The organism is Runella sp. MFBS21, from assembly GCF_029433105.1.
Taxonomy (GTDB): Bacteria; Bacteroidota; Bacteroidia; order Cytophagales; family Spirosomataceae; genus Runella.
Map to the genome: position 1 here is coordinate 41,460 of NZ_JARNTW010000011.1, position 24,077 is coordinate 65,536.

Sequence of the window (24,077 nt, forward strand, 5' to 3'; positions counted from 1 at the left end):
TCCTTATGACCTCACTCGATTATGATGCCGTGGTGATTGGTTCTGGGCCAAACGGCTTAGCAGCGGCCATTACATTGCAGCAAGCAGGTTTACGAGTACTTATCGTAGAAGCCAAAAATACCATTGGAGGAGGCTTACGGACGGCCGAACTTACCTTGCCAGGCTTCAAACATGATATTTGTTCGGCGATTCATCCGATGGCCGCAGCCTCTCCTTTTTTCAATTCGCTTCCATTGGAGCAACACGGACTCAAATACATTTATCCGTCCATTTCGGCAGCGCATCCCTTCGACAATGGTACATCGGCGGTACTGACCCGTTCGCTACAAGAAACAGCCTCCCTTTTAGGCAATGACGAAGGCAATTACCTTTCTCTAATTGGGGGCGTAAAATCCCAATGGGAATCGCTCCTGCCTCAAATTTTAGGTCCTCTAAGTTTCCCAAAAAACCCCATTGGATTAGCCAAATTTGGACTCAATGCCTTACAACCAGCTACTTGGCTGTCAAAAAAATTCAACAACGACGCTACAAAAGGGCTTTGGGCGGGGATGGCAGCGCATTCAATCATACCCCTTTCTCAATTTACAACTTCCGCTATCGGGCTGGTACTCATGACAGCCAGCCACTCAAAAGGGTGGCCGATTCCGAAAGGCGGCTCTCAGCAACTCGCTAATGCCTTAGGCTCTTATTTTCAATCCATTGGCGGAAAAATACAAACCAACTTTTACGTAAGCGCGTTGTCGCAACTACCTTCATCAAAAGCCATTTTGTTTGACATCACCCCTCGCCAATTGCTCCAAATTGCAGGACACCGTTTTTCTAGTATTTATCAGTGGCAGCTCCAAAAATACCGCTACGGCATGGGCGTTTTTAAGGTAGATTGGGCGTTGGCTGAGGCAGTTCCTTTTACTTCTTCGGATTGTAGCCTTGCCGGAACGCTCCATCTGGGCAATACTTTTGAAGAAATCGTCCATTCCGAACAAGCCACTTGGCAAGGCCAGCACCCTTCTCGTCCTTTTGTCCTTTTGGGTCAACAAAGTATTTTTGACTCTACCCGCGCTCCCGCAGGCAAACAAGTGTTGTGGGGGTATTGTCATGTTCCTCATGGCTCTACCAAAGACATGACGCCTTTTATCGAAAATCAAATCGAGCGGTTTGCGCCTGGTTTTAAAGACAGGATTTTGGCACGCCATACCTTCAATACTTCCCAAATCGAAGAATACAACCCCAATTATATCGGCGGCGATATCAACGGCGGTGTGATTGATTGGCGTCAGTTGTTTACCCGACCAGCCTTACGCTGGTCCCCTTACCGTACTTCTACCAAAGGTCTGTACCTATGCTCTTCTTCTACGCCACCAGGCGGAGGAGTACATGGAATGTGTGGCTACCACGCCGCCAAACAAGCCCTCAAAGATGTTTTCAAAATCGAAATCTAGCAGTTGGTTAGTTGCTAACAGAAGCAATCTTGACCGCTTTTTCTATTTCTTTGTCCGAAACAATAAACTCAAAATCTTTGTCTATATAGTCATACACTACTCTTCCCTCCGCATTGACCACAAAAGTGGCAGGAAAAGGTACTTCTTCTGAAATCCCCGCAATGCGATCCCAGACAGGCTCAAACTCCGAGTACACCCCCAATGCTGCACTTATCTGCAAATTTATGTCTTGGAGTAAATTAAAATCCAAATCATATTTTTGAACGGTATAGACTATATTTTTAAAATATTCGGTCGTCAAAACCAGCAAATTACCTCCCAGATTTTGGATGATTGGATATACTTTTTTAAGCCGCAAAAGATGCTTTTCGCCGTAGTTGTTCCACGAAGGGCTATAGGTGCTAATTACCAATGGGCCTTCTTTGACGAGTTGATGCAAATAAAAATAGCTTCCCGCCTCCAAATACAACGGCAAATGCTGCCACACCCCCAGCTCGGCATTGATTCTGATACTTGGGAGTTTTCCACGGTTTTTGACCGGCTCTATTTTTTTGTAAGTTTCGGGTAAAGAAGAAATAAAATAATCTTCTCCTACCACTTTAATGATGGATTTCATATGGTTTCGTTTTTTATGAATATCAAAAATATATCACTCTAATTATCAACACATTGCGTATTTCCCTTTGTTTTCTTATCTGTACATGAGTTGTAAATAATAGCTTTTGAGAGATTGGAAATAAATAAAAGAAAGAGCGATGACATAGGCAATAAAAATAATACTGATAGGAGTAGGCGACATGCACCATAGCGTAAGAGATACCCCCACCAGCCTTAGGTACTCAAGATAGAAAACCCATCTTCGTTGTTCCAAAATCGCCCCGATATTGATAAGGGTCAACAAAATAATAATCGCTACTGCTACCTGAAAACCAAACGGAATGTGTTTTTCAAATAACAACAATCCAAATAATACCCCCATCGTAATCGCCATCTGAATCAAAACATACGTTTTGAGCTTAGTGGGAGTAGATTGCTTTATGCTTTTAATCCAAAAAACCTTTTCGGCTTTAGGTCTTATTGTAGGGTCAAAATCAGCAGGACTCCCCAATATTATTTTTAGCTTGTTGCCAATACCACGTTGCTGTCTGATGGCCATTCCTAATTCTATGAAATAATGAAAATGCTGCCATAAGAAACTATAGCTATCAAGCGATTTGGTAAGACCATATTGGGGCTGTACGGTCTCTTTGGCAAAAGTCCCGAATAGCTTATCCCAAATGATAAACATATCTCCGTAGTTTTTATCCAAATAAATATCGTTGGAAGCATGATGCACCCGATGATGCGATGGCGTTACCAACAAATATTCCAAAATTCCTAAGTTTCCGATAAGCTGCGTATGAGTAAAAAAGGGGTACAACCCGTGAATAACCAACACCGTAGAAATCATTGCAGGAGGAAAACCGATGATGGGCAAAACCGACCAAAAAGCTGTACGAACCACTGCCTGAAGAATCGTAATGCGGGTACCTGTCGTATAATTAAAATCTTCGCTTTGATGGTGCACAATGTGTGCCGCCCAAAACAGATTGACTTCATGCCCTAAGCGATGATACCAGTACCACAACAAATCGGTTCCTAAGATAAGAGCAAGCCACAACAACAAACTTGGCGCAAAATGGAAGAGCGCAAAATGCCGATGCAGATAATCATAGAAAAAATAAAAACTACTCGCAGTAAACAAATCAATCAGCCTTTCGGCAACTCCCACATTAAGATTGGCGATAGATTCGTTGAAGTGATGAATGTTTTTTCTATATTTTCTACCAATAATATATTCTAAACCAATAAAAAATAGGAAGAAAGGAACAGCAAATGCAAAAATGTTGATTGACATGATTTCAGGATAGTTTCATGAAACAACAAATCCAATTAAAAATTCAGAAAAACACGGCGGCACTCTTGTTTCAAGCTGTACTTACATTCAAAATGCTGAAATAATATTTCTTAGGCTCAAAGTGATAATAACAATACCCACAATAAGCATTAAAGTTTTGGGATTCACTTTTCCACATACATAAGCCGCAAAAGGCGATGCTAAAACTCCTCCTATTAGGATACCTACCACCACATTCCAGTTGTCAATACCAATCATCAAAGTAAACATCCCCGCCCCCGCCGCTGCAATAAAAAACTCGGCGGTATTGACCGACCCAATCGTATAGCGTGGCTGCCGACCACTTCCTATGAGCGTAGAAGTCACAACAGGCCCCCAGCCTCCTCCGCCCACAGCATCTACAAAACCTCCAAGCAACGCCAAAGGCCCTACATATTTGGTTTTCTTTTTTACAGTTTTCTTGCGCAATGCTTTCGATATTACAACTATCCCCATCACTAGCAAATAAGCTGATATGTAGGGTTTGATGATATTTCCATCAAATGAACTCAACAAATAAGCACCTGTCAATGCGCCCACGATACCCGGAATCAACAATAATTTAAAAAGCTTTTTGTTGACATTCCCAAAACGCCAATGCGACAACCCCGAAGCGCCACTCGTAAAAACCTCTGCAATGTGTACACTCGCACTTGCAGCGGCGGGGCTTACCCCCAAACTCAATAAAAGTGAACTGCAACTAATCCCGTAAGCCATGCCCAAAGCACCGTCTATCGTCTGCGCTAAAAAACCTACTCCGATAAAAAGCAGCGTTTCGGTGGTAAAAAATGACGAAACCACCGGCTGAATATCTTGTCCGAAAAAGTTCCATACTACCAAACCAATGGTAATAAGAATAATAATCACAAAGACGCCAAAAAGTACCCGATCTCCAAGATATATCCGATTGCTTGATTGAATCATTGTATGTTTGATTAAATAAAAAAGTCTCAAATGATATGTTTGGCTCTTACTAAACCTGTAATGGCTTTGAGTCGGAGGAGAAGATTGTCTAGCTTGTCGGCACTTTCCAATTCTATCCCTACTTTTCCCTCAGATTTTACGCCATCCGCTTCAAACTTTACACTCACAATACGCCCATAATCAGAGCTGTGGCGAGTCACTTCCGCGACAAACCCAATACGATCAAAGCCCAAAATCTCGATTTGGGTAAGATGTGGTTTCAATACAGGCACATGATTTGCGTTCATAATGTGTTGAGTTTAATTAGATGGCTGAATATCCTCTGGACAATGTGCACCACACTGCCCAGAGATTTCTAAAATCAAAAAGTATATCTTAAAGTAATGCCGTAGGTTTGGGGATCGCCCAAGATACCTGCATAATGCCCCGCGCTACCCGGTGCCGCTAAGAGTTGTTCGAAATAGTCGGTATTAAGGATATTTCTTCCCCACACAAAAACCGAAATCCCATTGGAAGCTCTAAACCCAACCCGCCCGTTGACAAGCGTATATCCGTCGATATTCAAATATTTGGAAGGAGACGGACTCGACGAAAAAGACGAACGATAATACAAATCAAGGCCAGCAAAGTAATTTCCTTTAAGACCTAAGAGTCCGCCTTTGACGGAGCCTTCTGCACCAAGCGACCCAGCCCATTTCGAAATACCCGGAAGCGCTCCGCCCGAAATATCTTTGAATGCTTGCGCACCTCCTACTTCTTCGAGTGGAACGGGAGCGTTTTTAAAAGAAACATATTTACCGTCGGTATAAGCAAAGGCACCATTGATGGTCAAACCACTTCCTACTCTGATGTTTCCGTCAATTTCAAGCCCAATCACCCTTACGCGCTCTGCGTTGGCCAAATACCCACGGTTTACACCAGGCTCAGGTGTCTGCACTTGGGTTTGATAATCTTTGATGTCGGTATCATGAAATACTACATTCAAGACCGAGTTGGCTGAAGGCTTGGTCTTAATTCCAAACTCAATGTGCGTCACAAATTCTGGTTTAACACGCGCCAAATCAATCAATACCTGCCCGCTTGCGGTGGGCAATCCTCCGATATTTACTCCGACAGGCTTATAGCTTACCGAATAAGTACCAAAAGCATTAAAGTCTTTGGAGACTTTATACTGCAAAGTCAACTGTCCCGAAAAATTCCCCTCTTGTACCTCTGTATCAAAGGCTTGATTGGTATAAACTCCATTTTTCAAAGCCAACAAAGCGGGGTCGGTGGTTTGTAATCCGCCGTAAGTTTCGCGCTTATAATTGGCGGTTTTCTTATCATAGTTGTATCTGATACCTGGCAACACATGCAGCTTTTCGGTAATAGCCCAGTCTGCTTGCGCAAAAATCGCCAAACCAGTGCTTTGAATTCTGTTGGTAGTACGAATCCCAAAATTGTCAAACAAACCGGGGGTTTTCCACAAAGCACTTGTTGAACTTTGCGCAAAACGCCATTGCGCTGAGCCAGCTTCTTCGGTTTGGACAGGGTCGGATTTTAGATCTTGCCAAAGACCAAATAGCCCTATTACTCCACTCACCTTGGAACTAACTTTTCCCGAATAACGAATCTCCTGCGACCATTGGTCATGCACTGAGTTTCCTGCCGAAATAGTAAACGAAGGAAGTCCGAGATAATCACGGTCATTGAGGGGTACCCACTTCCAATAGCGCCACGCCGAAGTAGAAGTCAAAGTACCATTGCCTATTTTTATATCCGCATTTACTGAAACTCCCCCCAATTGGTTATCTGCTTTTGAAGGTGTATCATGGTCTACAATTCTATCAAAAGGATTAGTAGAAGGGAGCTTGTAACCAAGGTCAGCGATAATGGCATTAAATTGGCGATAAGCCGCCCGTTGAGTAGTGACTACACCCGCTACCGGCCAACCATACCCACTGGGTTTTTGATCTGACACATCGCCGATGAAGGTAATTTTAACTTTATCGCTAGGGGTATAAAGTAGCTGCCCTCTTACCCCGATGTTATTGATATCGTTGATATGGAGTTGGGTTCTTGTGTTGTACAGCAACCCATTTCTTTGGGTACCCGTAAAAGACACCCTGGCGGCAAGTTTTTTACTCAGAGGCCCTGAAAGTGAGCCTTTGGCTTGAATAAACCCATAATTTCCATAACTAAGCTCAAAACTAGCATTGGGCGTAAAGCTAGCCTCACGCGATGTAATGTTGAAAGCACCTGCGGTAGTATTTTTACCAAACAATGTACCCTGTGGCCCGCGCAATACTTCTACTCGGTCTATGTCAATAAAATCTAAAGCTGTAGCCGCTGGGCGTGCATAATACACCCCGTCCACATAAAAGCCCACTCCAGGGTCAATACCGTCGTTAGTCAATCCATAAGTAGAGCCTAGTCCTCTGATATTGAGCGTAGTATTTCGGGCATTAGAAGCATAAAGTTGCACAGTGGGAACAAGTTCTTTAAGGCGATTGACGTTAAAAGCCCCTGCATCTTCGGCAGTTACGCCCCGAATTACCGAAATCGGAATCGGAATATCTTGCACCGATTCTTGACGGCGTCTCGACGAAACCACCACATCTCCCAACTGATTCACATTCTCCTCAAGCTTGATTTCTACCTTATTTTCATTGATTAAAATTTCTTTTTTTAGGTATCCTACATAGGATACGATTAGGGTAAAGGGTAGCTTTTGGCCTGTAATAAGTGAAAACTCACCATTAGCGTCGGTAGTGGCGCCATTGGTTGTTCCTTTGATAGAGACAGTAGCCCCTATCAAGACTTCGCTAGTACGAGCACTTACCACTTTTCCCGAAACGGTTGCATTGATAATGGGCCTGTCTTGTGCTTTTAATGACGAGGAAAAGATGAGTCCTATAACAAAAAGAGTAGTTAAAAAATACTTCATAGTGGGTTGGTTTGAGTGGTGGATGGTCATAAAATCGCGTTTTATGTTTAAGTTAAATTGTATATATAATATACAGATTTTATAGTTTAAAATTTGGTATTCACATTTAGTCTACGATAATCTACTTCTCCCTATTTTAGATAGGATACAAGGAGATTAGTATTTATTGTCTATTGATTTTATATGCAAATGTATTCTAAAAAAAATTTTATATGCAACTCTTCTTACAAAAAAATTCCAATATTATTAATAATATTATATACAAACTTTATTTTATACTATATCTATCGATTTTGCATATACTGGTTTTTGAAAATTTTAAGACAATGCATAAAAGAAGTAATACAAACAAAAACGCTGCTCTCTCATGATAATTAAATAACATACCATGTATCATGCAACCTATAAGCTCTTTTTTTATTACTTTTTAAAAAAATCAATAAAAAAAATACACAAAACTCTGATTATCAATATATTAAAAAATTAAAAATTGTAAAAAATAAATTTAGACACTTGAATAAAACATCAATTAATAGTACTAATTCATAAAATTTTTGAATTTTTTTATGAAAAAAATAAGTAATAAAAAGTTTAAAGTTTCTTATCAAAAAAGTTTCGCCTGAAGTCGCACCATTTATGAATCATGTATGCACCCATTTCAAATATCTAATACTTCATTCCAACAATCAGACCCTAAAATACCTGATTATCAACATTGTATTAATTTCTTAAGCTATATTCTAACTCACTAGATTCTTACTAGCGAGATCGATTTTGCCCATTTTATTAATTTATCTATCTATTTACTTATGAAACTTCAATTATTATGAAGAAAACATCTACACTTACGCTAAGGCATGCGCTAGTTTGTGGTGCATTTGCTATGAGCCTTCAGATGAGTGCCCCCGCATGGGCAACTCCTGTCTCCCCGCCTTTTCCTACCATTCATCAACCCACTGACAAAACAGTGAGTGGGCAGGTATTGTCCAAAGATGACAATACCCCTATCCCCGGCGTAACTGTATTAGTCAAAAACACAACCAATGGTACAACAACAGACGGAGAAGGAAGATTTAAAATCAATGTATCAGACAACACCGCTATTTTGGTATTTTCCTCGGTGGGCTATTTGTCTCAAGAAATGGTAGTTGGCAACAAAACTACCATCAATATTAGCCTTGGCACGGATCAAAAAATCCTCAACGAAGTAGTAGTAGTGGGATACGGTACTCAGAAAAAAAGAGATTTAACTGGTGCTGTATCGCAAATCAATACTACCAAACTTGAAAACGAAAACCCCAACTCTGTACAAGATATTTTACGAGGAAACGTGGCGGGTTTGAATGTAGGCATGTCACCGTCTGCTAAAGGGGGAGGTAGCTTGCTCGTACGGGGCCGCAACTCTTTGAATGCCGCTACGAGTCCACTGCTTGTATTGGATGGCGCTATTTATTATGGGGAGTTGTCGGACATCAACCCCAACGATATCGAAACCATCGACGTACTCAAAGACGCAAGCTCAGCGGCAGTTTTTGGGGCTAAAGCAGCGAGTGGGGTGATTTTGATTACTACCAAAAAAGGCCAAGAAGGAAAACCTCGGGTCAATATCAATACCAACTTTGCCGTAGCAAGTGTAGCTCGTAATCAAGAGGTATTGAGCCCAGACGGATTTGTCAACTGGAGAAGTGACGTAATGAAAAACATCAACTCTACTTATAAACCAGGCCAATTCAACAACCCCAATCAGCTTCCTTCAGGGGTGAGTCTTGAGCAATGGATGGCTTATGACGGTTCGTCGGGCGACCCCACCACGGTGTGGTTGCAGCGATTGGGAATGCAGCCCATCGAAATCGAAAACTACAAAGCAGGAAAAAGTGTCAATTGGTACGATATGATTTTCCAAAATGGAGCTCGCCAAGACCATACCGTCAGCGTTTCGGGACGTAAAGAAGGTACTTCTTACTATATGTCAATGGGCTACCTCGACAACAATGGTATCATTTATGGGGACCGTTTCAAAACTATCAGAGGACGTATTAATCTTGAAAGCAAAGTGACGAAGTTTTTGTCGGTGGGGATGACTACCCAATTTGCTGACCGCGACGAAAGCCAAGTACCGGTAGACTGGAATTTGGCGCGCACTTTGTCGCCTTGGGGTTCGGAATTTGATGCTAATGGTAATTATACCTGGCGTCCAAACAACGAAGCAAGTGGAGGGAAGCACCCTTACTATGACCGTAGCTTCATAGACCGTCGTACCAAAATTACGACTCTAAATACCACTATTTTTGGCTTAGTTACCCTTCCTTTTGGTATTACTTACCGACTCAACTACACTCCACAGCTTGAGTTTTATGAAAGATACAACCACGAATCTTCTAAGCACGCTGAGTGGGCTGCTGTAGGAGGAAATGTAAGCCGTCAACAACGCAAAACATTTTACTGGCAAGTGGACAATATCTTAAAGTGGAATAAAACTTTTGGCATCCATAATTTTGACGTAACACTCCTTGCCAACGCCGAACAATTCCAACGCTGGGACAATACCATGACCAACCGTGGCATGCTTCCTTCGGATGTACTTGGCTATCATGGTATTAATACAGGTATTAACCCCACGGTTTCTAGCAATGACGAATACAGTACGGGCGATGGTTTGATGGCGCGGATGTTTTACTCACTCCAAGACCGCTATATGATTACGCTTTCGACGCGTCGGGATGGATACTCAGCCTTTGGCCAGAAAAATCCCCGCGCACTCTTCTCGTCAGCAGCTTTGGGATGGGTATTTACGGATGAAAAATTCTTTAAAAGTTCTTGGCTCAATTACGGAAAACTTCGCCTCTCATGGGGTAGCAATGGTAACCGCGATATTGGTCGTTATCTTGCACTTTCTGACCTTACTACTGGTAAGTATATTTATATCAAACCAGATGGTACTCCCTACTTGGTCAATCAGCTTTACGTAAGCCGTATGCAAAATCCCAACCTCAAATGGGAACGTACCAATTCCTTCAACTTAGGTTTGGATTTTGGAATTCTTAACAACCGTCTGGATGGTTCTATCGAAGTATACCGCTCTTCTACTAAAGACTTGCTGGTGCAGCGCTCTTTGCCCAATATCGTAGGTTTTGACTGGGTAATGGACAACCTAGGTGAAGTTCAAAACCGTGGGTTTGAAATTAGCCTTAACTCGATCAACATGAACAAAGAAAACTTGACTTGGCGCTCGACTTTCAACCTACAACTAAACCGCAACAAAATCGTGCACCTGTATGGTGATTTAGATAAAAACGGAAAAGAAATCGATGATGTAGCCAATCGCTGGTTTATCGGGCACTCCATCGACGAAATCTGGAACTACCAAGTAGATGGTATCTGGCAAACAAGCGAACAAGCTGAAGCCGCTAAGTACGGTGTAAAACCAGGCGATTTCAAAATCAAAGATGTAGATGGCGATGGCAAATACACCAACGCGGATAAGGATTTCCAAGGCTGGACCAACCCACGTTTCCGATGGACATTCCGTAATGAGTTCAAACTCTTCAAAAACTTTGATGTGTCGATGGTAATGTATTCTTATTGGGGACACAAAACGGCCTTCAACCAAATGAAAAACCGTGATGGCTTCCTTGACCGTACAAGCTCATACGTGTTCCCCTACTGGACTGCCGAAAATCCTTCTAATGAGTGGGCGCGTCTGTATTCAAGCGAAGGTGGAGCTAGTGGATTCAGTGTATATCAAGACCGCTCTTTCATCCGTCTCGACAACATCTCTGTGGCTTACACCGTCCCTAAATCCCTCATTCAAAAAGCCAATATCCAAAATCTCAAGTTTTTTGGCTCGGTTAGAAACGTAGGCTACTATGCTCCTAAATGGAACTTCTGGGATGCTGAGCCTGATGATAGCGGCAACAACGTACCTGCTCCGCGCATTGTTAGCTTTGGGATTGATATCACCCTTTAATCAGGCGTTTCTCTATTAATCTTAATCACGTAATCATGAAACTTAAATATATTACTTCAAAACCAGCCATTTGTATTGGCACTCTCCTGCTCGGAGCTACTCTCACGAGCTGCGACAAATCTTGGCTCGAACCCAAGCCCCTTTCCTTTTTTGCTCCCGAAAATACCTTCAACGACCCAAGTGGATTAAGAGCTACCCTCGTAGCATGTGAGCGGAACCTCCGTATCGAATGGTATGGCGATGCACCGCCCATGGTAACCGAGTCTATTTTTTCGGACATTGCCGTAGAAGGTACCACCGATAAATCGGGACCTGCCCAAAACATGGATCTTCAAATTACGCCCGACGCCCAGCTCAATCACACTGATTACAACAAAATCGGGTGGTATTGGATGGAAGGCTATCGCGGTATCAAATATGCCAATGCGGCTATTACGCGTATCGACCAGCCGACCTACAAATCAGAACAAGAGAAAAACGAAATCCTTGGCGCTGCTTATTTCCACCGCGCTATGCGCTATTATCGCCTTACGCATCAGTTTGGGGATGTGCCTTTGATTTTGGAAGAAGTCAATACCCCAAAACTGGATTATTCTTCTACTAAAAGAGAGGTCATTTTGAAAAAAATGAAAGAAGACCTCGAATTTGCCGAAAAATGGGTGCCTGTGGTAGCCGATAAAGGTACCGTAAACCGTGGTTCGGTAAGTCACTTACTGACCAAAATCAACCTAGCCCTCGGCCTTTTTGACGATGCCATCAAGTCGGCTAGCAATGTAATCGATGGCGGGCAGCACAGCCTGATGCGTAATCGTTTTGGGGCTACGCAAGGCGATGTTACCAAAAACGTGATTTGGGATTTGCACCGTCCTGAAAATAAGGCTATCGCTGCTAACAGAGAAGGTTTGATGTTGGTAATTGACCGTTTGCTCATGGAGGGAAACTACGACGGTGGTATCCAAATCATGCGAAATGCTGTTCCGTTTTGGCACAACAATATCAACACCCCTGCTGGTAATCGTGGTACCATCGATACCCCCAATCTTGAGTTTAATCAAGTGAATGAATTTGGCCGTGGTATCGGGCGTGTTAGACCAACATGGTACTCTACTCATTCGGTGTGGGACGACCCTAATGATTTGCGCCATGCTCCTGGCAACTGGATGCGTATGCAAGATTTGGTTTATAACAACCCAGCCATCAAAGGACGTGACGAGTTTTATGGCAAAAAGTTACAACTCCGTACAAACGCTGGAGCAGTGCTTACTATCGATACCATCCGTTGTTGGTTTGACTGGCCACATTACAAGTTGTTTATTCCTGATCCTGAGCGTGTGCAGGCAGCAGGTGGCCACACAGATTGGTATGTATTCCGTTTGGCAGAAACCTATCTTCTTCGGGCTGAAGCTCATTTCTGGAAGGGTGATTTGGCAAGTGCCGCCAACGACCTCAACCAAGTAAGAAGCCGCGCTGGTGCTTCTCCGCTTATTGCCGACAAAATCAATATCGGAACCATCTTGGACGAACGTGCTCGCGAGCTTTATTTTGAAGAACCTCGTAAAACCGAGCTTACCCGTATTGCGTATATTTTGGCTCAAACTGGCAAACCTGCTTACAATGGTAAAACTTACAGCTTGGCCAACTTCTCTGACAATAACTTTTTCTTCGATCGTATCATCGAAAAAAGTAATTTCTACAACAAAGGGGTGAAAACGCGCCATGGCGACGAATACAAAATGAGTCCTTACCACGTGTTGTGGCCGATTCCTCAGAGTGCTATTGATGGCAACTCCAAAGGAATCATCAATCAAAACAAAGGGTATGCGGGTTTTGAGCGAAATATTCCTCCATTGACGTCTATTCCTAGTAAATAGTGGTCAAATAATTCTTTTCTCCAAAGTGAGGGATTATAAGCCCCACTTTGGAGATTTTATTTTCAACGGGTACCACCTTAAAATTTTTGATTTCATGAATACCAGAAGATCTTTTTTAAAAAATGCAGTAGGTAGCTTGGCTCTTTCAAGCCCTGTGATAGCGGCAGCTGCTCCTCAATCACCACTTATTTCTCCACCCAGCAACGATTTATTTAAACTCGGCATAGCAGGTTATAGTTTTGTCCATTTCAAACTCGACCAAGCTCTCGAAATGATGAAAAAAGTCGATGTTCATTATTTGTGCATCAAAGACTTTCACTTACCTTATAATAGTACCGCCGAACAAATCTCAACTTTTCATGAGACCCTCAAAAATGCCAACGTAACTGGCTACGCAGTAGGGCCTATTTATATGAAAACCACTCAAGAAATCGACAATGGTTTCGATTATGCCAAGCGAGTAGGTGTAAAACTTATCGTAGGTGTACCCAACGAAGACCTGCTTCCTTATATCGACAAAAAAGTGAAAGAATACGATATGAGATATGCGATACATATTCACGGCCCCGATATTAAGCTATGGCCCAACGCCTCGTCGGTAATAGATGCTGTCAAAAATCTTGATCCTCGTATCGGACTTTGCTTTGATATGGGCCATGACAAGCGTTTTGGAGATGATCCAATTGCCGACTTACAAAAATATGCCAAACGTATCTTCGATATTCACCTCAAAAACGTAACCGCCGCTTCCAAAGAAGGTAAAACTTGCGAGCTAGGCCGTGGTATCATTGATATTCCAGCGTTTGTGGCGATGCTTCGTAAAATCAAATACGACGGCTGCTGTAGCTTAGAATACGAAAAAGACATGAAAGACCCTTTAGCAGGTATTGCAGAGTCGGTTGGGTATTTCAAAGGCGTATGCGAAGCATCTCAGTCTGGCAAGCGTAAATCCTAACAGTCTTAGAGTTATCGCTTAAAGGAGCAAAATCATAACTTTATTCCCCCCTTTTTCTAATTGATAGAAAGAGGGGGTTTTATATATTTACCCGAAAGCCTCATTATGTTCTTAAAGAATACCATTTATATAATCGGTAGCTCTAATACCGACATGGTGATAAAAACGCCAAAACTTCCTATGCCCGGTGAAACTGTTTTGGGAAGAGATTTTTTGATGAATGCAGGCGGCAAAGGAGCCAATCAAGCAGTAGCAGCAGCCCGACTAGGCGGAAATGTGGTTTTTGTGGCTAAAGTCGGTGATGATATTTTTGGCAAACAAGCTTTGTCACAATTTGTGAAAGAAAAAATCAACATTCAGTATGTCACAACCGACCCACATCATCCATCGGGAGTGGCGCTGATAAATGTAGATGCCAACGGTGAAAATTGTATTTCGGTGGCAGCCGGGGCCAACGGTTTTTTAAGTGAAACCGACATTAGTCCTGTTTTTGAAGAAATGACATCCAATGATATTTTATTACTCCAACTCGAAATTCCGCTTTCTACCGTCGTCTATGCTATCCAAAAAGCCCACGAAAAGGGTGTACGCATCATTCTAAATCCTGCGCCCATGACCGCCACATTATCCCACAAAATCTTGGAATGTTTGTACCTAATCACGCCCAATGAAACTGAAGCCCAACTTCTTACGGGTATTGAGGTAAATGATGAAGTTTCGGCTAAAGCTGCTTGTCAACAATTGGTAGTGAAAGGAATTGCAAACGTAATCGTTACTTTGGGGGCAAAAGGAGCCTATTTACAAACCCAATCATATGTAAAACAACTTCCAGCTCCTATCGTCAAAGCCGTTGACACTACTGCTGCGGGCGATTGTTTCAACGGGGCATTGGTGGTAGCCATCGCCGAAGGTAAATCGCTGGAAGAGGCTGCTATCTTTGCTACCAAAGCCGCCTCTATTTCCGTAACACGCATGGGCGCCCAAGCCTCCATGCCTTATCGTCAAGAGCTAGAAGAACTACTTTAATTTTCGTTACTTTTCTAAAATGGCTCCTATGTACAAAAACTGCTTTTCGTACAGCGCAGGGTCGCTTATTTTATTGTTTCTCTTTTGCAAAATCGTCGCTTTATCAAGTTGGTTAGGCGACACCTTCATGGTTACTTTATGAGTGCCTGCTTTAAGCCCATTGATAAGCGTATAGCTAAGTCGATTGTAGGTACAATATTCATCAAAACGATTGATGTATCTTGGCGGGTCTTGGTCTATCCATACCACCACTTGCCCGCTACTAGGCCCGATGATATCTACCAGCCCCACGCTTGTACCTTTGAAAGAAAATTGTAAGAAATCACTGCTATCTGCTGAGGCATAAATGGGCGCAAACATACTAGCAAATCCTCTTCCAATTGCCGACGTATCTACCCGCTTCCAACCTTTACTTTTATTGATTTTGTCGAGCGAAAGCAACTTGGCGTTTTCAAGGTTGTGGGGCATCATTGCCTTTTTCAACTTATGTTTTTGGGATGTGGTAGTTGTCTCCCATTGTTTCAGGTATCGTCCTACGGTTTCGGCATACACTTTTTGGCCTGTTTCGGAAAAAGGATGCACACCATCTTCCGAAAATATCATCTTGTCGGGTTGCTCTTTGGGTTTTCCTTGAAGAAGCATCTTGCCTTCTGTAATGAGTTTTACGGCTGGCAAAGCCATACAAATAGAGGGGATTTGGTAATAATCTGCGACTTGCTCCATCGCCGAAGCCGAAGCAGGAAAGTTGCCAGCTTGGTAAAATTCCAACTGCGGTTTTGAGAAAGTATAAACAAAACAAATATCAATCTTGGAGTTTTGTTTCCATATTTGTCTTACAATCCCCTCCATCGCCTCTTTGATTTCGTTAGTAGGTTTAGAATTGTCATTGACTGCAAACTCCACAAATACCAAATCTGGCTGGTATTGAAGCACGTGCCTATGCAAGCGGTGAGCACCAAAATCAGAACCTGTACCTCCAATAGCTGCCATGATTTGTTCAAAATGAGCCGAAGGGTATTGTTTTTGAATCCATTCAAAAGTTTGGTCACGCCAGCCTTTATCAGCCCGAGTGATACTTCCTCCCAAATAGGCAACCTTCACTTTTTTGTTTTCTTTAATTTTTGAAAAGAAATGAAGCAATCCTCCTCTCACAATCGCTTCACTACCTACAGGCAAAGGTGTGGTTTGGCTTTTTGTGGTAAATACCAACCCCAATACTAAACAACTAACTAGTGCGAATTTCATCTTTTAAGTATTACCATTTTGATTATATTCTCAAAACCCTGCTTTGGGGAATAACTACTTCTAATTTTTTTTAAGAATAAGTAGTACTTTTGAATCTCACCTAAGTAAAACTATTATAATTTTTTTATCCCTACTCTGTGATTGATACTTTCAGACCTTATGCCTCAACATTCCGCTGTAAAAACAGCGGGGATGTTATTTTTTGTGCGTATATACAGTATAGTTAACTTACTTATTCTACCTGAGTATTTTTACTCATGGAATCATGTCAATACGTTATATTTTATTCAAACGAATATCATATCCAAAACTTAGTTTTATCTTCCTACAAAAACTTAAAGTTTGGATTAGTATATATTGAATTTTCTTCTATTTTTGTGAAAGGTTTTACTGCACTTAATACTTGATAAAAGTTTTTTGAATTAGCTTTTTTCATTGATTTACCTGATTATCAGCCAAATCAATGAGTAAAAAGGCGAAGTTCGGCACGTAATAACCTCGCATTATGAAAAACGTAAACATACTTCTTGTAGAAGGAGAGCCTATTTTTGGAGCAGATCTCAAAGAGCAGCTTCAAGAAATGGGGTATCAAGTAACTGGCCCTTTTTCGGAGGGCGAAAGCGCAATCACTTCCCTTGGCGAATCAATGCCCGATTTGATCGTGATGGATATACAATTAACGGGTGAGTGGGACGGCGTAGAAACGGCACGGCGAATCCTTGAAAAATATAAAATACCCGTCATTTATCTTACTAGCAGCGCTGATACGGATACTTTCCTTAAAGCGAAGCATACCGCTCCAGCGGCATTTATGTCCAAGCCTTTTCGTACCCGTGACCTTAAATATACGATTGAGCTTGCCATTGCCAACCAAGAAAGATGGTGCAAATTCAACAAACAAAATCAACGCACCGAGCAAAACTTCCTACTAAGTGACCGACTTTTTATACGTACCAAAGACCGAATGGAACGTATCTTTTTTGATGAAATCCTATGGGTAGAAGCAGAAGATTATTATTGTAGAGTGATCACAAAAGAAAATAGTATTTTGCTTACTCAAAATTTAGGCAAATTGAGTGAGGTCCTCGAAAATCGCCCAGAGTTCATCAGAGTTCATCGCTCCTTTATCGTAAACCTAAAACACGTAGAGCAAATCAGAGAGCTATCGATTCATATTGGGGTCAAGCAAATCCCAATCAGTAAGTCATCCAGAGAAGAACTCATGAGCAGATTGAAAAGAATTTAGTATTTGTCAAACAATATGCCAAATAATCTCCCTTCTAACCCATTTTTAAAATTTTATACCATAAAACCATTAGAAATTCGTCGAGTAGCTGTACCTAATCCTATTTTCACTGGCAAAAAAGCTACATTCACTGAAAAAAGTATAAAAATATTATTTTTGGTATATTTTTAAGTTCAAAGTTTACCAATAAAAATCACATTAAAAATAGATATTATTCCATTATTAGGCTCATTTTATATCGTATAGTTTGTTTCCTATATCCGAAGTGTATTACGGTTAGTACAAGTAGTCAAAAAGCCATTCCCTGAACTAAGGGAGTGTTTCAATGGAAAAAACAACCCATTCACTGAAAACATTTGTTATTGAAAGAGGTATAAGTCAACTTTGAGCTATCAACGTTTAGTGCAGAAAACTCAATATTAATTAATTTATTCAACGTTCATGAATTTAACCTTAACCCTAGTTCCATCTAAACCCCAGTGTCCTTATTAATTAGTGTAATTGGCCATTAGAGTCAAGGTATCTTTTTTTCCAGTTTTACATTTTAGCAGCGAGAAGTCAGGATAGTATTTTTAGTACGTATATCCTTATTTTTCCGTTGATAACGGTGATTCTCATTTACTGAAAATCCTCTAACCTTATTACGCATTTGACATCTTTAATGACAAATTCGAAGAAGAAACAATTGTTTGAAGTTTCCTGGGAGGTCTGTAACCAAGTGGGAGGCATTCATACGGTTATTCGCTCGAAAATCCCGTCAATGATGGAAAAATGGGGGGATGGTTATTTTTTGATGGGGCCTTTTTTGAACAAAAAAACGGCCATTGAATTTGAGCCTATTTATCATTTAGATGATTCGCCCATTGGCAAAACCGTCAAAAAACTTCAAGAAATGGGTCTAAATGTGCACTTTGGTTATTGGCTCTTAGTCACTGGCAAACCTCAAGTATTACTATTTGATATTAGTAGTATTTGGAACCGGCTAGACTCCATCAAAGCAGAGTTTCAGCGAGAATACAAAATAAAACACTTTGGCTCTGAAGAACTGACCAATCAGGTGCTTGCTTTCGGTGAAATGGTGCGCATTTTTTTGACCGAATATGTAAGTGAGATTGACAAAGCTGGCGAAGTTGTCGCTCATTTTCATGAATGGATGGCAAGTAGCGGTTTGCCTAAGTTGTTTACCAGTAGAGTCAATATCGCCACGGTGTTTACGACTCATGCCACGCTTTTGGGGCGCTATATTGCCCAAAACGATGCTGATTTCCGCAGTAAATTGGAGATAATTGATTGGAGACAAGAAGCCCAACGTTACGGAATCGAACCCCAAGCGGTGATTGAGAGAATGGCGGCACAGAGTGCTGGTACATTTACCACGATTAGCGAAATCATTGCCAAAGAATGCATTTATTTTTTGGGCAGAGTCCCCGATTTAGTGACTCCCAATGGTATCAAACTCGAACGCTTTGCGCTACATAAGCTCGAAAATTTACACCTCGAATACCGCAAACACATTCATAAGTTTGTGATGGGGCATTTCTTTCCGAGTTATTCTTTCGACCTCAACAAAACCATTTATTTTTTTACGTCGGGGCGATTTGAGTACAAAAACAAAGGCTTTGATATGACGTTGGATGCGCTTTCATTACTCAACAAAAAAATGAAAAAAGCCCGAATTGATACCACTATTGTGATGTTTGTGATTTCAAATCGCAACACACGGTCGGTCAATGCAACGGCGATAAATTCGCATGTAGTACTCAACGAACTCGAAGCAGTTTGTAAAAATATTCAAAAAGAAGTAGGTAGTCAGTTATTTAAAAGCATTGTTTCTAGTCAATCAGTTCAACTTCCAGATCTGAATGGTTTTGTAAACGAATACCTCCAACACAAGCGAGTTCGAACGATGCTCAGTTGGAAAACCGAGCAATTGCCATCTTTGCTTACTCACGATTTGGTAGAAGAAGACGAAATCGTAGCGCAATGTCGTAAACACAACCTCTCCAACAGCAAACAAGACAAGGTGAAGGTGGTGTACCATCCAGAATTCATCTCGGTATCCAATCCTTTCTTTGGGCTGGATTACGGACAGTTTGTGTGTGGTTGTCATTTAGGAATCTTTCCGAGTTTTTATGAGCCTTGGGGCTACACTCCGCAAGAGTGCGTTGTAAGGGGTGTTCCGACGGTGACAAGCAACCTATCAGGTTTTGGGAATTTTGTGACTCAGACCATGAGAGATCATGATGACCGAGGGATTTTTGTGGTGAATCGTGAGTCTCAAACTTACCAAGAATCGGTAGAGCAGCTTACTGATATAATGTATCGTTTCATCAAAATGAAACGCCGCACCAAAGAAATAGAACGTAATCGTATGGAAAGCGCCCTTGATAAGTTCAGTTGGTATCAAATGCGTAACCACTATGATACCGCCCACGAAATCGCACTTAAACGCAAAAAAAGCATGCCTCGACCACCCACTACCCACATGGAAACAGGAGAGGTATATTAACCAACAATGAGTGCCAAAGGAGTACCATTTTTCAGAAGTATTGAATATAGTTTAACATATCTTTCATTTATATTTTTTCGATTTTATGTCAAAGAAAATCTTGGCTGTCCTGTCTGAATACGGGTATTGGGGTGTTGAACTAGTAGGCCCCCTCGAAAAATTGGAAGCTGCTGGCTATACCGTGGAGTTTATTACTCCCAAGGGTAAAAAGGCCGAAGCACTACCTCCAAGCTACGACACTACATACGTAGATCCTCCGCTCGGCGTATGTGTAACTACCCCCGAAGCTGCCGAAAAGGTAAAAGCTTTTGAAGCTACTAACCGCCTCGAACAACGTCGTAATCTGTCGGAAGAATTTCCCGAAAGACCTTATTTTTCAACGCCCAACTTCCTGAGAGCCTTCGAACAATACTACGAAGACCTCAAAGTAGCTCAAGAAGCATACACCTCCGAATACGCCGCTTTGCTGCTAGTAGGTGGAAGTGGACCTATCATTGATATGGTCAACAATCAGCGCGTTCATGATCTTATTCTGGCTTTTTACAAAAAGAATTTACCTATTGGAGCCATTTGCTATGGCGTAGCACCTTTGGTTTTTGCACGTGATTTCAATGAGCGTATTTCTATCATCAAAGGCAAACACGTAACAGGCCACTGTATCGAATACGATTATCATGATGGTACGGGCTTCTTGAATACCGACCTCAACATGGGGCCGCCGCCGTATTGTTTGGAATATATCCTAGCTGATGCGGTAGGACCAGACGGGCAATTCCACGGAAACTTTGGCAAAGCGACTTCTGTCATTGTGGACTATCCTTTTATTACGGCGCGCTCACTTCAGTGTTCTTTTGAGTTTGGCGAACAGTTTGTAAATGTCCTTGATAACGGAATGAAAAGATATGGGTGGTAAAACTGGTAATCAGAAAATTATTGAGCAGTTTTTGGCCGATGGTATGGATTTCATGTTTGGGAATCCGGGTACGGTAGAACAAGGTTTCTTGGATGCCGTAGCTGAGTACCCCGACATGAAATACATCCTGACTTTGCAAGAAAGTATTGCAGTGATGATAGCCGACGGCTACGCTCGCCATACCCAACGTCCCACTTTGGTACAGTTGCACAGTTCTCCCGGTATTGGAAATGCCGTAGGAGCTCTCTATCAAGCCAAAAGAGGCCATGCGCCGTTGGTGGTGATTGGCTCCGATGCTGGCACCCAATACATGAATATGGATTCGCAAATGGCTAACGATTTGGTGGCGATGATGGAGCCTGTTACCAAATTTTCGACGGTAGCCCTTTCTTCTAAATCGCTTCTTCGTACCCTTCGTAAAGCCATCAAAATCGCAGCTACTCCTCCTATGGGACCTGTGTATGTGTGCTTACCGATGGATATTTTGGATGAAATCAATGAGGAGACAGTTTTTCCGACTTGTATTCCATCTACCAAGGTACTACCCGACCCAAGTTTGATTTCGGAAGCAGCCCAAACGCTACTTTCAGCCCAAACACCCATGATTTTTATCGGAGATGGGGTGGCCTATTCGGATGCGATTCCTGAGCTCACAAAAGTAGCCGAACTCGTTGGAGCCGAAATATACGGGGTAGATTTTGGGGATGTCATCATCGACACTACTCATCCCCTCTACCAAGGCACGACTGGACACATGTTTGGGTCTTATAGTCATCCTATCACGAGCAAAGGAGATGTTAATTTCATTGTGGGTACTTACATGATGCCTGAGGTATTTCCCGAAGAAGGGGATATCTACGCTCCCGGTGCAAAAGTGATTCATTTTGACCTCAATAGTTATGAAATCGCTAAAAATCACCGAGTTGATTTAGGTGTTGTATGCGACCCTAAGCTGTCTCTCCAAGCCCTTGCCGATCAACTAGAAGCAACCATGAGCGACAAATTTAGGGAAGCCGCTGCCACAAGAACTCAAAAAATTGGCGAAGCGAAAGCCGCCAAACTAGCAGCTGAATTGGCAAAAGACCAAGCCCAAAAAGGGAAATCGCCTTTGCAAATGTCACAGTTTGCCGAAATTTTGGCTCAAAAACTTCCCGCAGATGCCATCATTTTTGATGAAGCTTTGACGAGCTCTCCGGCTATCACTCGCTATATTCCGCCACGTGTTCCGGGCAATTATTTCGTAACAAGAGGTGGTTCTTTGGGAATTGGTTTTCCAGGTGCTATCGGTGCCAAACTCTCTCAACCCAACAAAACCGTGATTGGCTTTTCGGGAGATGGAGGAAGTATGTACACCATCCAAACTCTGTGGTCGGCAGTGAGGCATAAAGCAGGTGCCAAGTTTGTGGTTTGTAACAACGGTTCCTACAAACTACTACAGCTCAACATCGATGTATATTGGAAAGAACGCAACATCGACAAGCACCCTTATCCCCTACCCTTTGACTTATCTTATCCCGCTATCAGATTCGACATTTTGGCACAGTCGATGGGAGTCAAAGCCGTCAGAGTCGAAAAAGAAGAGGAAATTTTGCCGGCTATTGAGCAAATGCTCGCCGACGACGAACCGTTCTTGATTGATTTGGTACTAGAAGGAGATTACAAACCCGACTGGGTCAAGACCAATTGCTCTCAGTAAATCGGTAAGTGCTAAACCTATTTTTTAGCACTTCATAGGCAGCAGAAAATCATTCAAAAGCTGCCATTTATATCAATTTTTTTACTCAACATTCAACGAAAAAACTTATATGCTCACCAAAGAATCTATCGAAACACTTGCTGCTGTTTGGTACAGAAAATTAGATGTCCATGCTCCAATGGTCGAACTTCTCCCTCTTCTCATCGACGACGGTCTTGAGATGGTTTTCCCTGAAGCAACTGTCTATGGACATGCGGGTTTTGAAGGATGGTTTCAGAGAGTTATTCGCATATTTTTTGACGAAGTACACACTCTCAAACTCGTAGAACCTACCATCACCGACGATACTGCAGTGGTAAAAGTGGTGGTAAAATGGGAAGCAAGTGTATGGAATGCACCCGATGCTTATAGCAAGCGTATCACCTTGGATGCCTACCAAACTTGGGAAGTAAAAGCTGGCCCCGATGATACAGCTTTGATTACCAAATACACCGTAGATGACCTAAAATACTACGAAGGCTCGGCTACACTCTAACAAACAAATAATCTCCCTAAACCCAGCCCGATCATGTCTTTTAATTTTATCAATATCAAAAAGATTGAGAATGAGGCATTTACCATTCATTGTGTTCAGGCACCTGAAGACGGTGAAATGGTAAATGCACAAATCATTGAAACACCCAATAAGCTTTTGCTTATTGACACGCTTCAACTGAAACCTCATGCGGATGAATTGCGGCTTTATATTGATAGCCTCAACAAACCTTTGGATAAAATTTTGATTTCCCATCATCACCCTGACCATTGGTTTGGGGCAGCTTCCTTTGAGGGCTATCCTATCAGTGCCTTTCCAGAAGTGATTGGAATCATCAATGCGTTGGCAGATTATTTGTTGGGCTATCACCGGAGCCTTCACCCCGAAACCCCCGATGTCATTCCTTCTAATAAAGTATTGCCTACTATACCATTGGAAGAAGGCGCCATAGATTTTGACGGAATTACCATCAATCTCCAGAAAGTTTACGAAACGGAGTGCCCTGTCAATTTGGTAGTTGAGATTCCTGACCATAAAATCCTGTTGGCTCAAGACCTTGTCTACAACAAAGCCTACCCCTACTTTGGAGAACGTACCCAAGCAGGCGAATATGGCTTCGACAACTGGATTGCAGTGCTTGAATCTTTTGAAGCCAAAGGATATGAGCATATTTTACCTGGCCACGGCGACCCTACCGACCTCTCTATTATTCCCACTATGAGTGGGTATTTGAATTTTGCCAAAGCCAAAGTCAATGAAGGGCTACGCGGCGAAGATCTCATCAATAGCATCAAAGCAGAATACCCTGGCTATGGTCTGGAGCTTACGCTTCACATGTCCAATTATATGTTGTTTGTTTTTCAAAATCAATAAGTTAACCACAAACTCA

17 protein-coding genes are annotated in these 24,077 nt (G+C 42.1%); 11 read left to right on the top strand and 6 right to left on the bottom strand.

What is annotated here, in order from left to right; all coding sequences use genetic code 11:
* Positions 1–5 precede the first annotated feature (5 nt).
* Entirely contained in the window at positions 6–1,439 is a 1,434-nt protein-coding gene (locus tag P1X15_RS19850; protein ID WP_277339884.1) for an NAD(P)/FAD-dependent oxidoreductase, read from the top strand.
* A 7-nt stretch (positions 1,440–1,446) separates the two neighbouring features.
* On the opposite strand, the gene P1X15_RS19855 is transcribed toward P1X15_RS19850, so the two are convergent.
* From P1X15_RS19855 to P1X15_RS19875, 5 genes are all read right to left on the bottom strand, one after another.
* Positions 1,447–2,055 carry a redoxin domain-containing protein gene (locus P1X15_RS19855; RefSeq protein WP_277339885.1) on the bottom strand — a complete coding sequence of 203 codons (609 nt, stop codon included), beginning with the start codon at positions 2,053–2,055 and terminating at the stop codon, positions 1,447–1,449.
* Between the two features lie 75 nt (positions 2,056–2,130).
* Entirely contained in the window at positions 2,131–3,336 is a 1,206-nt protein-coding gene (locus P1X15_RS19860) for a sterol desaturase family protein (RefSeq protein WP_277339886.1), read from the bottom strand.
* A gap of 87 nt (positions 3,337–3,423) precedes the next feature.
* Positions 3,424–4,299, bottom strand: coding sequence for a sulfite exporter TauE/SafE family protein (locus P1X15_RS19865; protein WP_277339887.1), 876 nt, complete (start codon positions 4,297–4,299; stop codon positions 3,424–3,426).
* A 26-nt stretch (positions 4,300–4,325) separates the two neighbouring features.
* On the bottom strand, positions 4,326–4,586 hold the full coding sequence (locus tag P1X15_RS19870; protein ID WP_277339888.1) for an ACT domain-containing protein: 261 nt from the start codon (positions 4,584–4,586) through the stop codon (positions 4,326–4,328).
* Between the two features lie 74 nt (positions 4,587–4,660).
* The gene (locus P1X15_RS19875; protein WP_277339889.1) at positions 4,661–7,225 is read right to left on the bottom strand and encodes a TonB-dependent receptor; all 2,565 of its coding nucleotides are present in this window, start codon (positions 7,223–7,225) and stop codon (positions 4,661–4,663) included.
* 826 nt (positions 7,226–8,051) lie between these two features.
* On the opposite strand from P1X15_RS19875, the gene P1X15_RS19880 reads away from it, so the two are divergent.
* From P1X15_RS19880 to rbsK, 4 genes are all read left to right on the top strand, one after another.
* Positions 8,052–11,192 carry a SusC/RagA family TonB-linked outer membrane protein gene (locus P1X15_RS19880; RefSeq protein ID WP_277339890.1) on the top strand — a complete coding sequence of 1,047 codons (3,141 nt, stop codon included), beginning with the start codon at positions 8,052–8,054 and terminating at the stop codon, positions 11,190–11,192.
* Positions 11,193–11,227: 35 nt separating this feature from the next.
* Positions 11,228–13,063, top strand: a complete 1,836-nt coding sequence (locus P1X15_RS19885) for a RagB/SusD family nutrient uptake outer membrane protein (protein ID WP_277339891.1) — start codon at positions 11,228–11,230, stop codon at positions 13,061–13,063.
* A gap of 94 nt (positions 13,064–13,157) precedes the next feature.
* On the top strand, positions 13,158–14,018 hold the full coding sequence (locus P1X15_RS19890; RefSeq protein WP_277339892.1) for a sugar phosphate isomerase/epimerase: 861 nt from the start codon (positions 13,158–13,160) through the stop codon (positions 14,016–14,018).
* 105 nt (positions 14,019–14,123) lie between these two features.
* Positions 14,124–15,044 carry a ribokinase gene (rbsK, locus tag P1X15_RS19895; protein WP_277339893.1) on the top strand — a complete coding sequence of 307 codons (921 nt, stop codon included), beginning with the start codon at positions 14,124–14,126 and terminating at the stop codon, positions 15,042–15,044.
* A 6-nt stretch (positions 15,045–15,050) separates the two neighbouring features.
* Here the strand turns inward: rbsK and P1X15_RS19900 are convergent, their stop codons facing one another.
* Positions 15,051–16,289, bottom strand: coding sequence for an SGNH/GDSL hydrolase family protein (locus P1X15_RS19900; protein WP_277339894.1), 1,239 nt, complete (start codon positions 16,287–16,289; stop codon positions 15,051–15,053).
* A 505-nt stretch (positions 16,290–16,794) separates the two neighbouring features.
* On the opposite strand from P1X15_RS19900, the gene P1X15_RS19905 reads away from it, so the two are divergent.
* The 6 genes from P1X15_RS19905 to P1X15_RS19930 all read left to right on the top strand — a co-directional run bounded on the left by P1X15_RS19905 (position 16,795) and on the right by P1X15_RS19930 (position 24,061).
* Positions 16,795–17,535, top strand: a complete 741-nt coding sequence (locus tag P1X15_RS19905; protein ID WP_277339895.1) for a LytTR family transcriptional regulator DNA-binding domain-containing protein — start codon at positions 16,795–16,797, stop codon at positions 17,533–17,535.
* Positions 17,536–18,196: 661 nt separating this feature from the next.
* A complete protein-coding gene (locus P1X15_RS19910) occupies positions 18,197–20,044 on the top strand; it encodes a glycogen synthase (RefSeq protein ID WP_277339896.1) in 1,848 nt (615 codons plus the stop codon).
* An 85-nt stretch (positions 20,045–20,129) separates the two neighbouring features.
* Positions 20,130–20,957 (top strand): type 1 glutamine amidotransferase domain-containing protein, encoded by an 828-nt coding sequence (locus P1X15_RS19915; protein ID WP_028666366.1) that lies wholly within the window; start codon positions 20,130–20,132, stop codon positions 20,955–20,957.
* Positions 20,947–22,653, top strand: a complete 1,707-nt coding sequence (locus tag P1X15_RS19920; protein ID WP_277339897.1) for a thiamine pyrophosphate-binding protein — start codon at positions 20,947–20,949, stop codon at positions 22,651–22,653. The genes P1X15_RS19915 and P1X15_RS19920 overlap by 11 nt, the downstream gene beginning before the upstream one ends.
* A gap of 109 nt (positions 22,654–22,762) precedes the next feature.
* Complete coding sequence (locus tag P1X15_RS19925) at positions 22,763–23,188, top strand: hypothetical protein (protein WP_277339898.1); 426 nt, start codon at positions 22,763–22,765, stop codon at positions 23,186–23,188.
* Positions 23,189–23,221: 33 nt separating this feature from the next.
* On the top strand, positions 23,222–24,061 hold the full coding sequence (locus P1X15_RS19930) for an MBL fold metallo-hydrolase (RefSeq protein ID WP_277339899.1): 840 nt from the start codon (positions 23,222–23,224) through the stop codon (positions 24,059–24,061).
* Positions 24,062–24,077 lie beyond the last annotated feature (16 nt).

What these genes read in the sequence shown, in the direction of transcription:
- P1X15_RS19850 (WP_277339884.1), top strand. Translation starts at nt 6, where the DNA reads ATGACCTCACTCGATTATGATGCCGTGGTGATTGGTTCTGGGCCAAAC.
- P1X15_RS19855 (WP_277339885.1), bottom strand. Translation starts at nt 2,055, where the DNA reads ATGAAATCCATCATTAAAGTGGTAGGAGAAGATTATTTTATTTCTTCT.
- P1X15_RS19860 (WP_277339886.1), bottom strand. Translation starts at nt 3,336, where the DNA reads ATGTCAATCAACATTTTTGCATTTGCTGTTCCTTTCTTCCTATTTTTT.
- P1X15_RS19865 (WP_277339887.1), bottom strand. Translation starts at nt 4,299, where the DNA reads ATGATTCAATCAAGCAATCGGATATATCTTGGAGATCGGGTACTTTTT.
- P1X15_RS19870 (WP_277339888.1), bottom strand. Translation starts at nt 4,586, where the DNA reads ATGAACGCAAATCATGTGCCTGTATTGAAACCACATCTTACCCAAATC.
- P1X15_RS19875 (WP_277339889.1), bottom strand. Translation starts at nt 7,225, where the DNA reads ATGAAGTATTTTTTAACTACTCTTTTTGTTATAGGACTCATCTTTTCC.
- P1X15_RS19880 (WP_277339890.1), top strand. Translation starts at nt 8,052, where the DNA reads ATGAAGAAAACATCTACACTTACGCTAAGGCATGCGCTAGTTTGTGGT.
- P1X15_RS19885 (WP_277339891.1), top strand. Translation starts at nt 11,228, where the DNA reads ATGAAACTTAAATATATTACTTCAAAACCAGCCATTTGTATTGGCACT.
- P1X15_RS19890 (WP_277339892.1), top strand. Translation starts at nt 13,158, where the DNA reads ATGAATACCAGAAGATCTTTTTTAAAAAATGCAGTAGGTAGCTTGGCT.
- rbsK (WP_277339893.1), top strand. Translation starts at nt 14,124, where the DNA reads ATGTTCTTAAAGAATACCATTTATATAATCGGTAGCTCTAATACCGAC.
- P1X15_RS19900 (WP_277339894.1), bottom strand. Translation starts at nt 16,289, where the DNA reads ATGAAATTCGCACTAGTTAGTTGTTTAGTATTGGGGTTGGTATTTACC.
- P1X15_RS19905 (WP_277339895.1), top strand. Translation starts at nt 16,795, where the DNA reads ATGAAAAACGTAAACATACTTCTTGTAGAAGGAGAGCCTATTTTTGGA.
- P1X15_RS19910 (WP_277339896.1), top strand. Translation starts at nt 18,197, where the DNA reads ATGACAAATTCGAAGAAGAAACAATTGTTTGAAGTTTCCTGGGAGGTC.
- P1X15_RS19915 (WP_028666366.1), top strand. Translation starts at nt 20,130, where the DNA reads ATGTCAAAGAAAATCTTGGCTGTCCTGTCTGAATACGGGTATTGGGGT.
- P1X15_RS19920 (WP_277339897.1), top strand. Translation starts at nt 20,947, where the DNA reads ATGGGTGGTAAAACTGGTAATCAGAAAATTATTGAGCAGTTTTTGGCC.
- P1X15_RS19925 (WP_277339898.1), top strand. Translation starts at nt 22,763, where the DNA reads ATGCTCACCAAAGAATCTATCGAAACACTTGCTGCTGTTTGGTACAGA.
- P1X15_RS19930 (WP_277339899.1), top strand. Translation starts at nt 23,222, where the DNA reads ATGTCTTTTAATTTTATCAATATCAAAAAGATTGAGAATGAGGCATTT.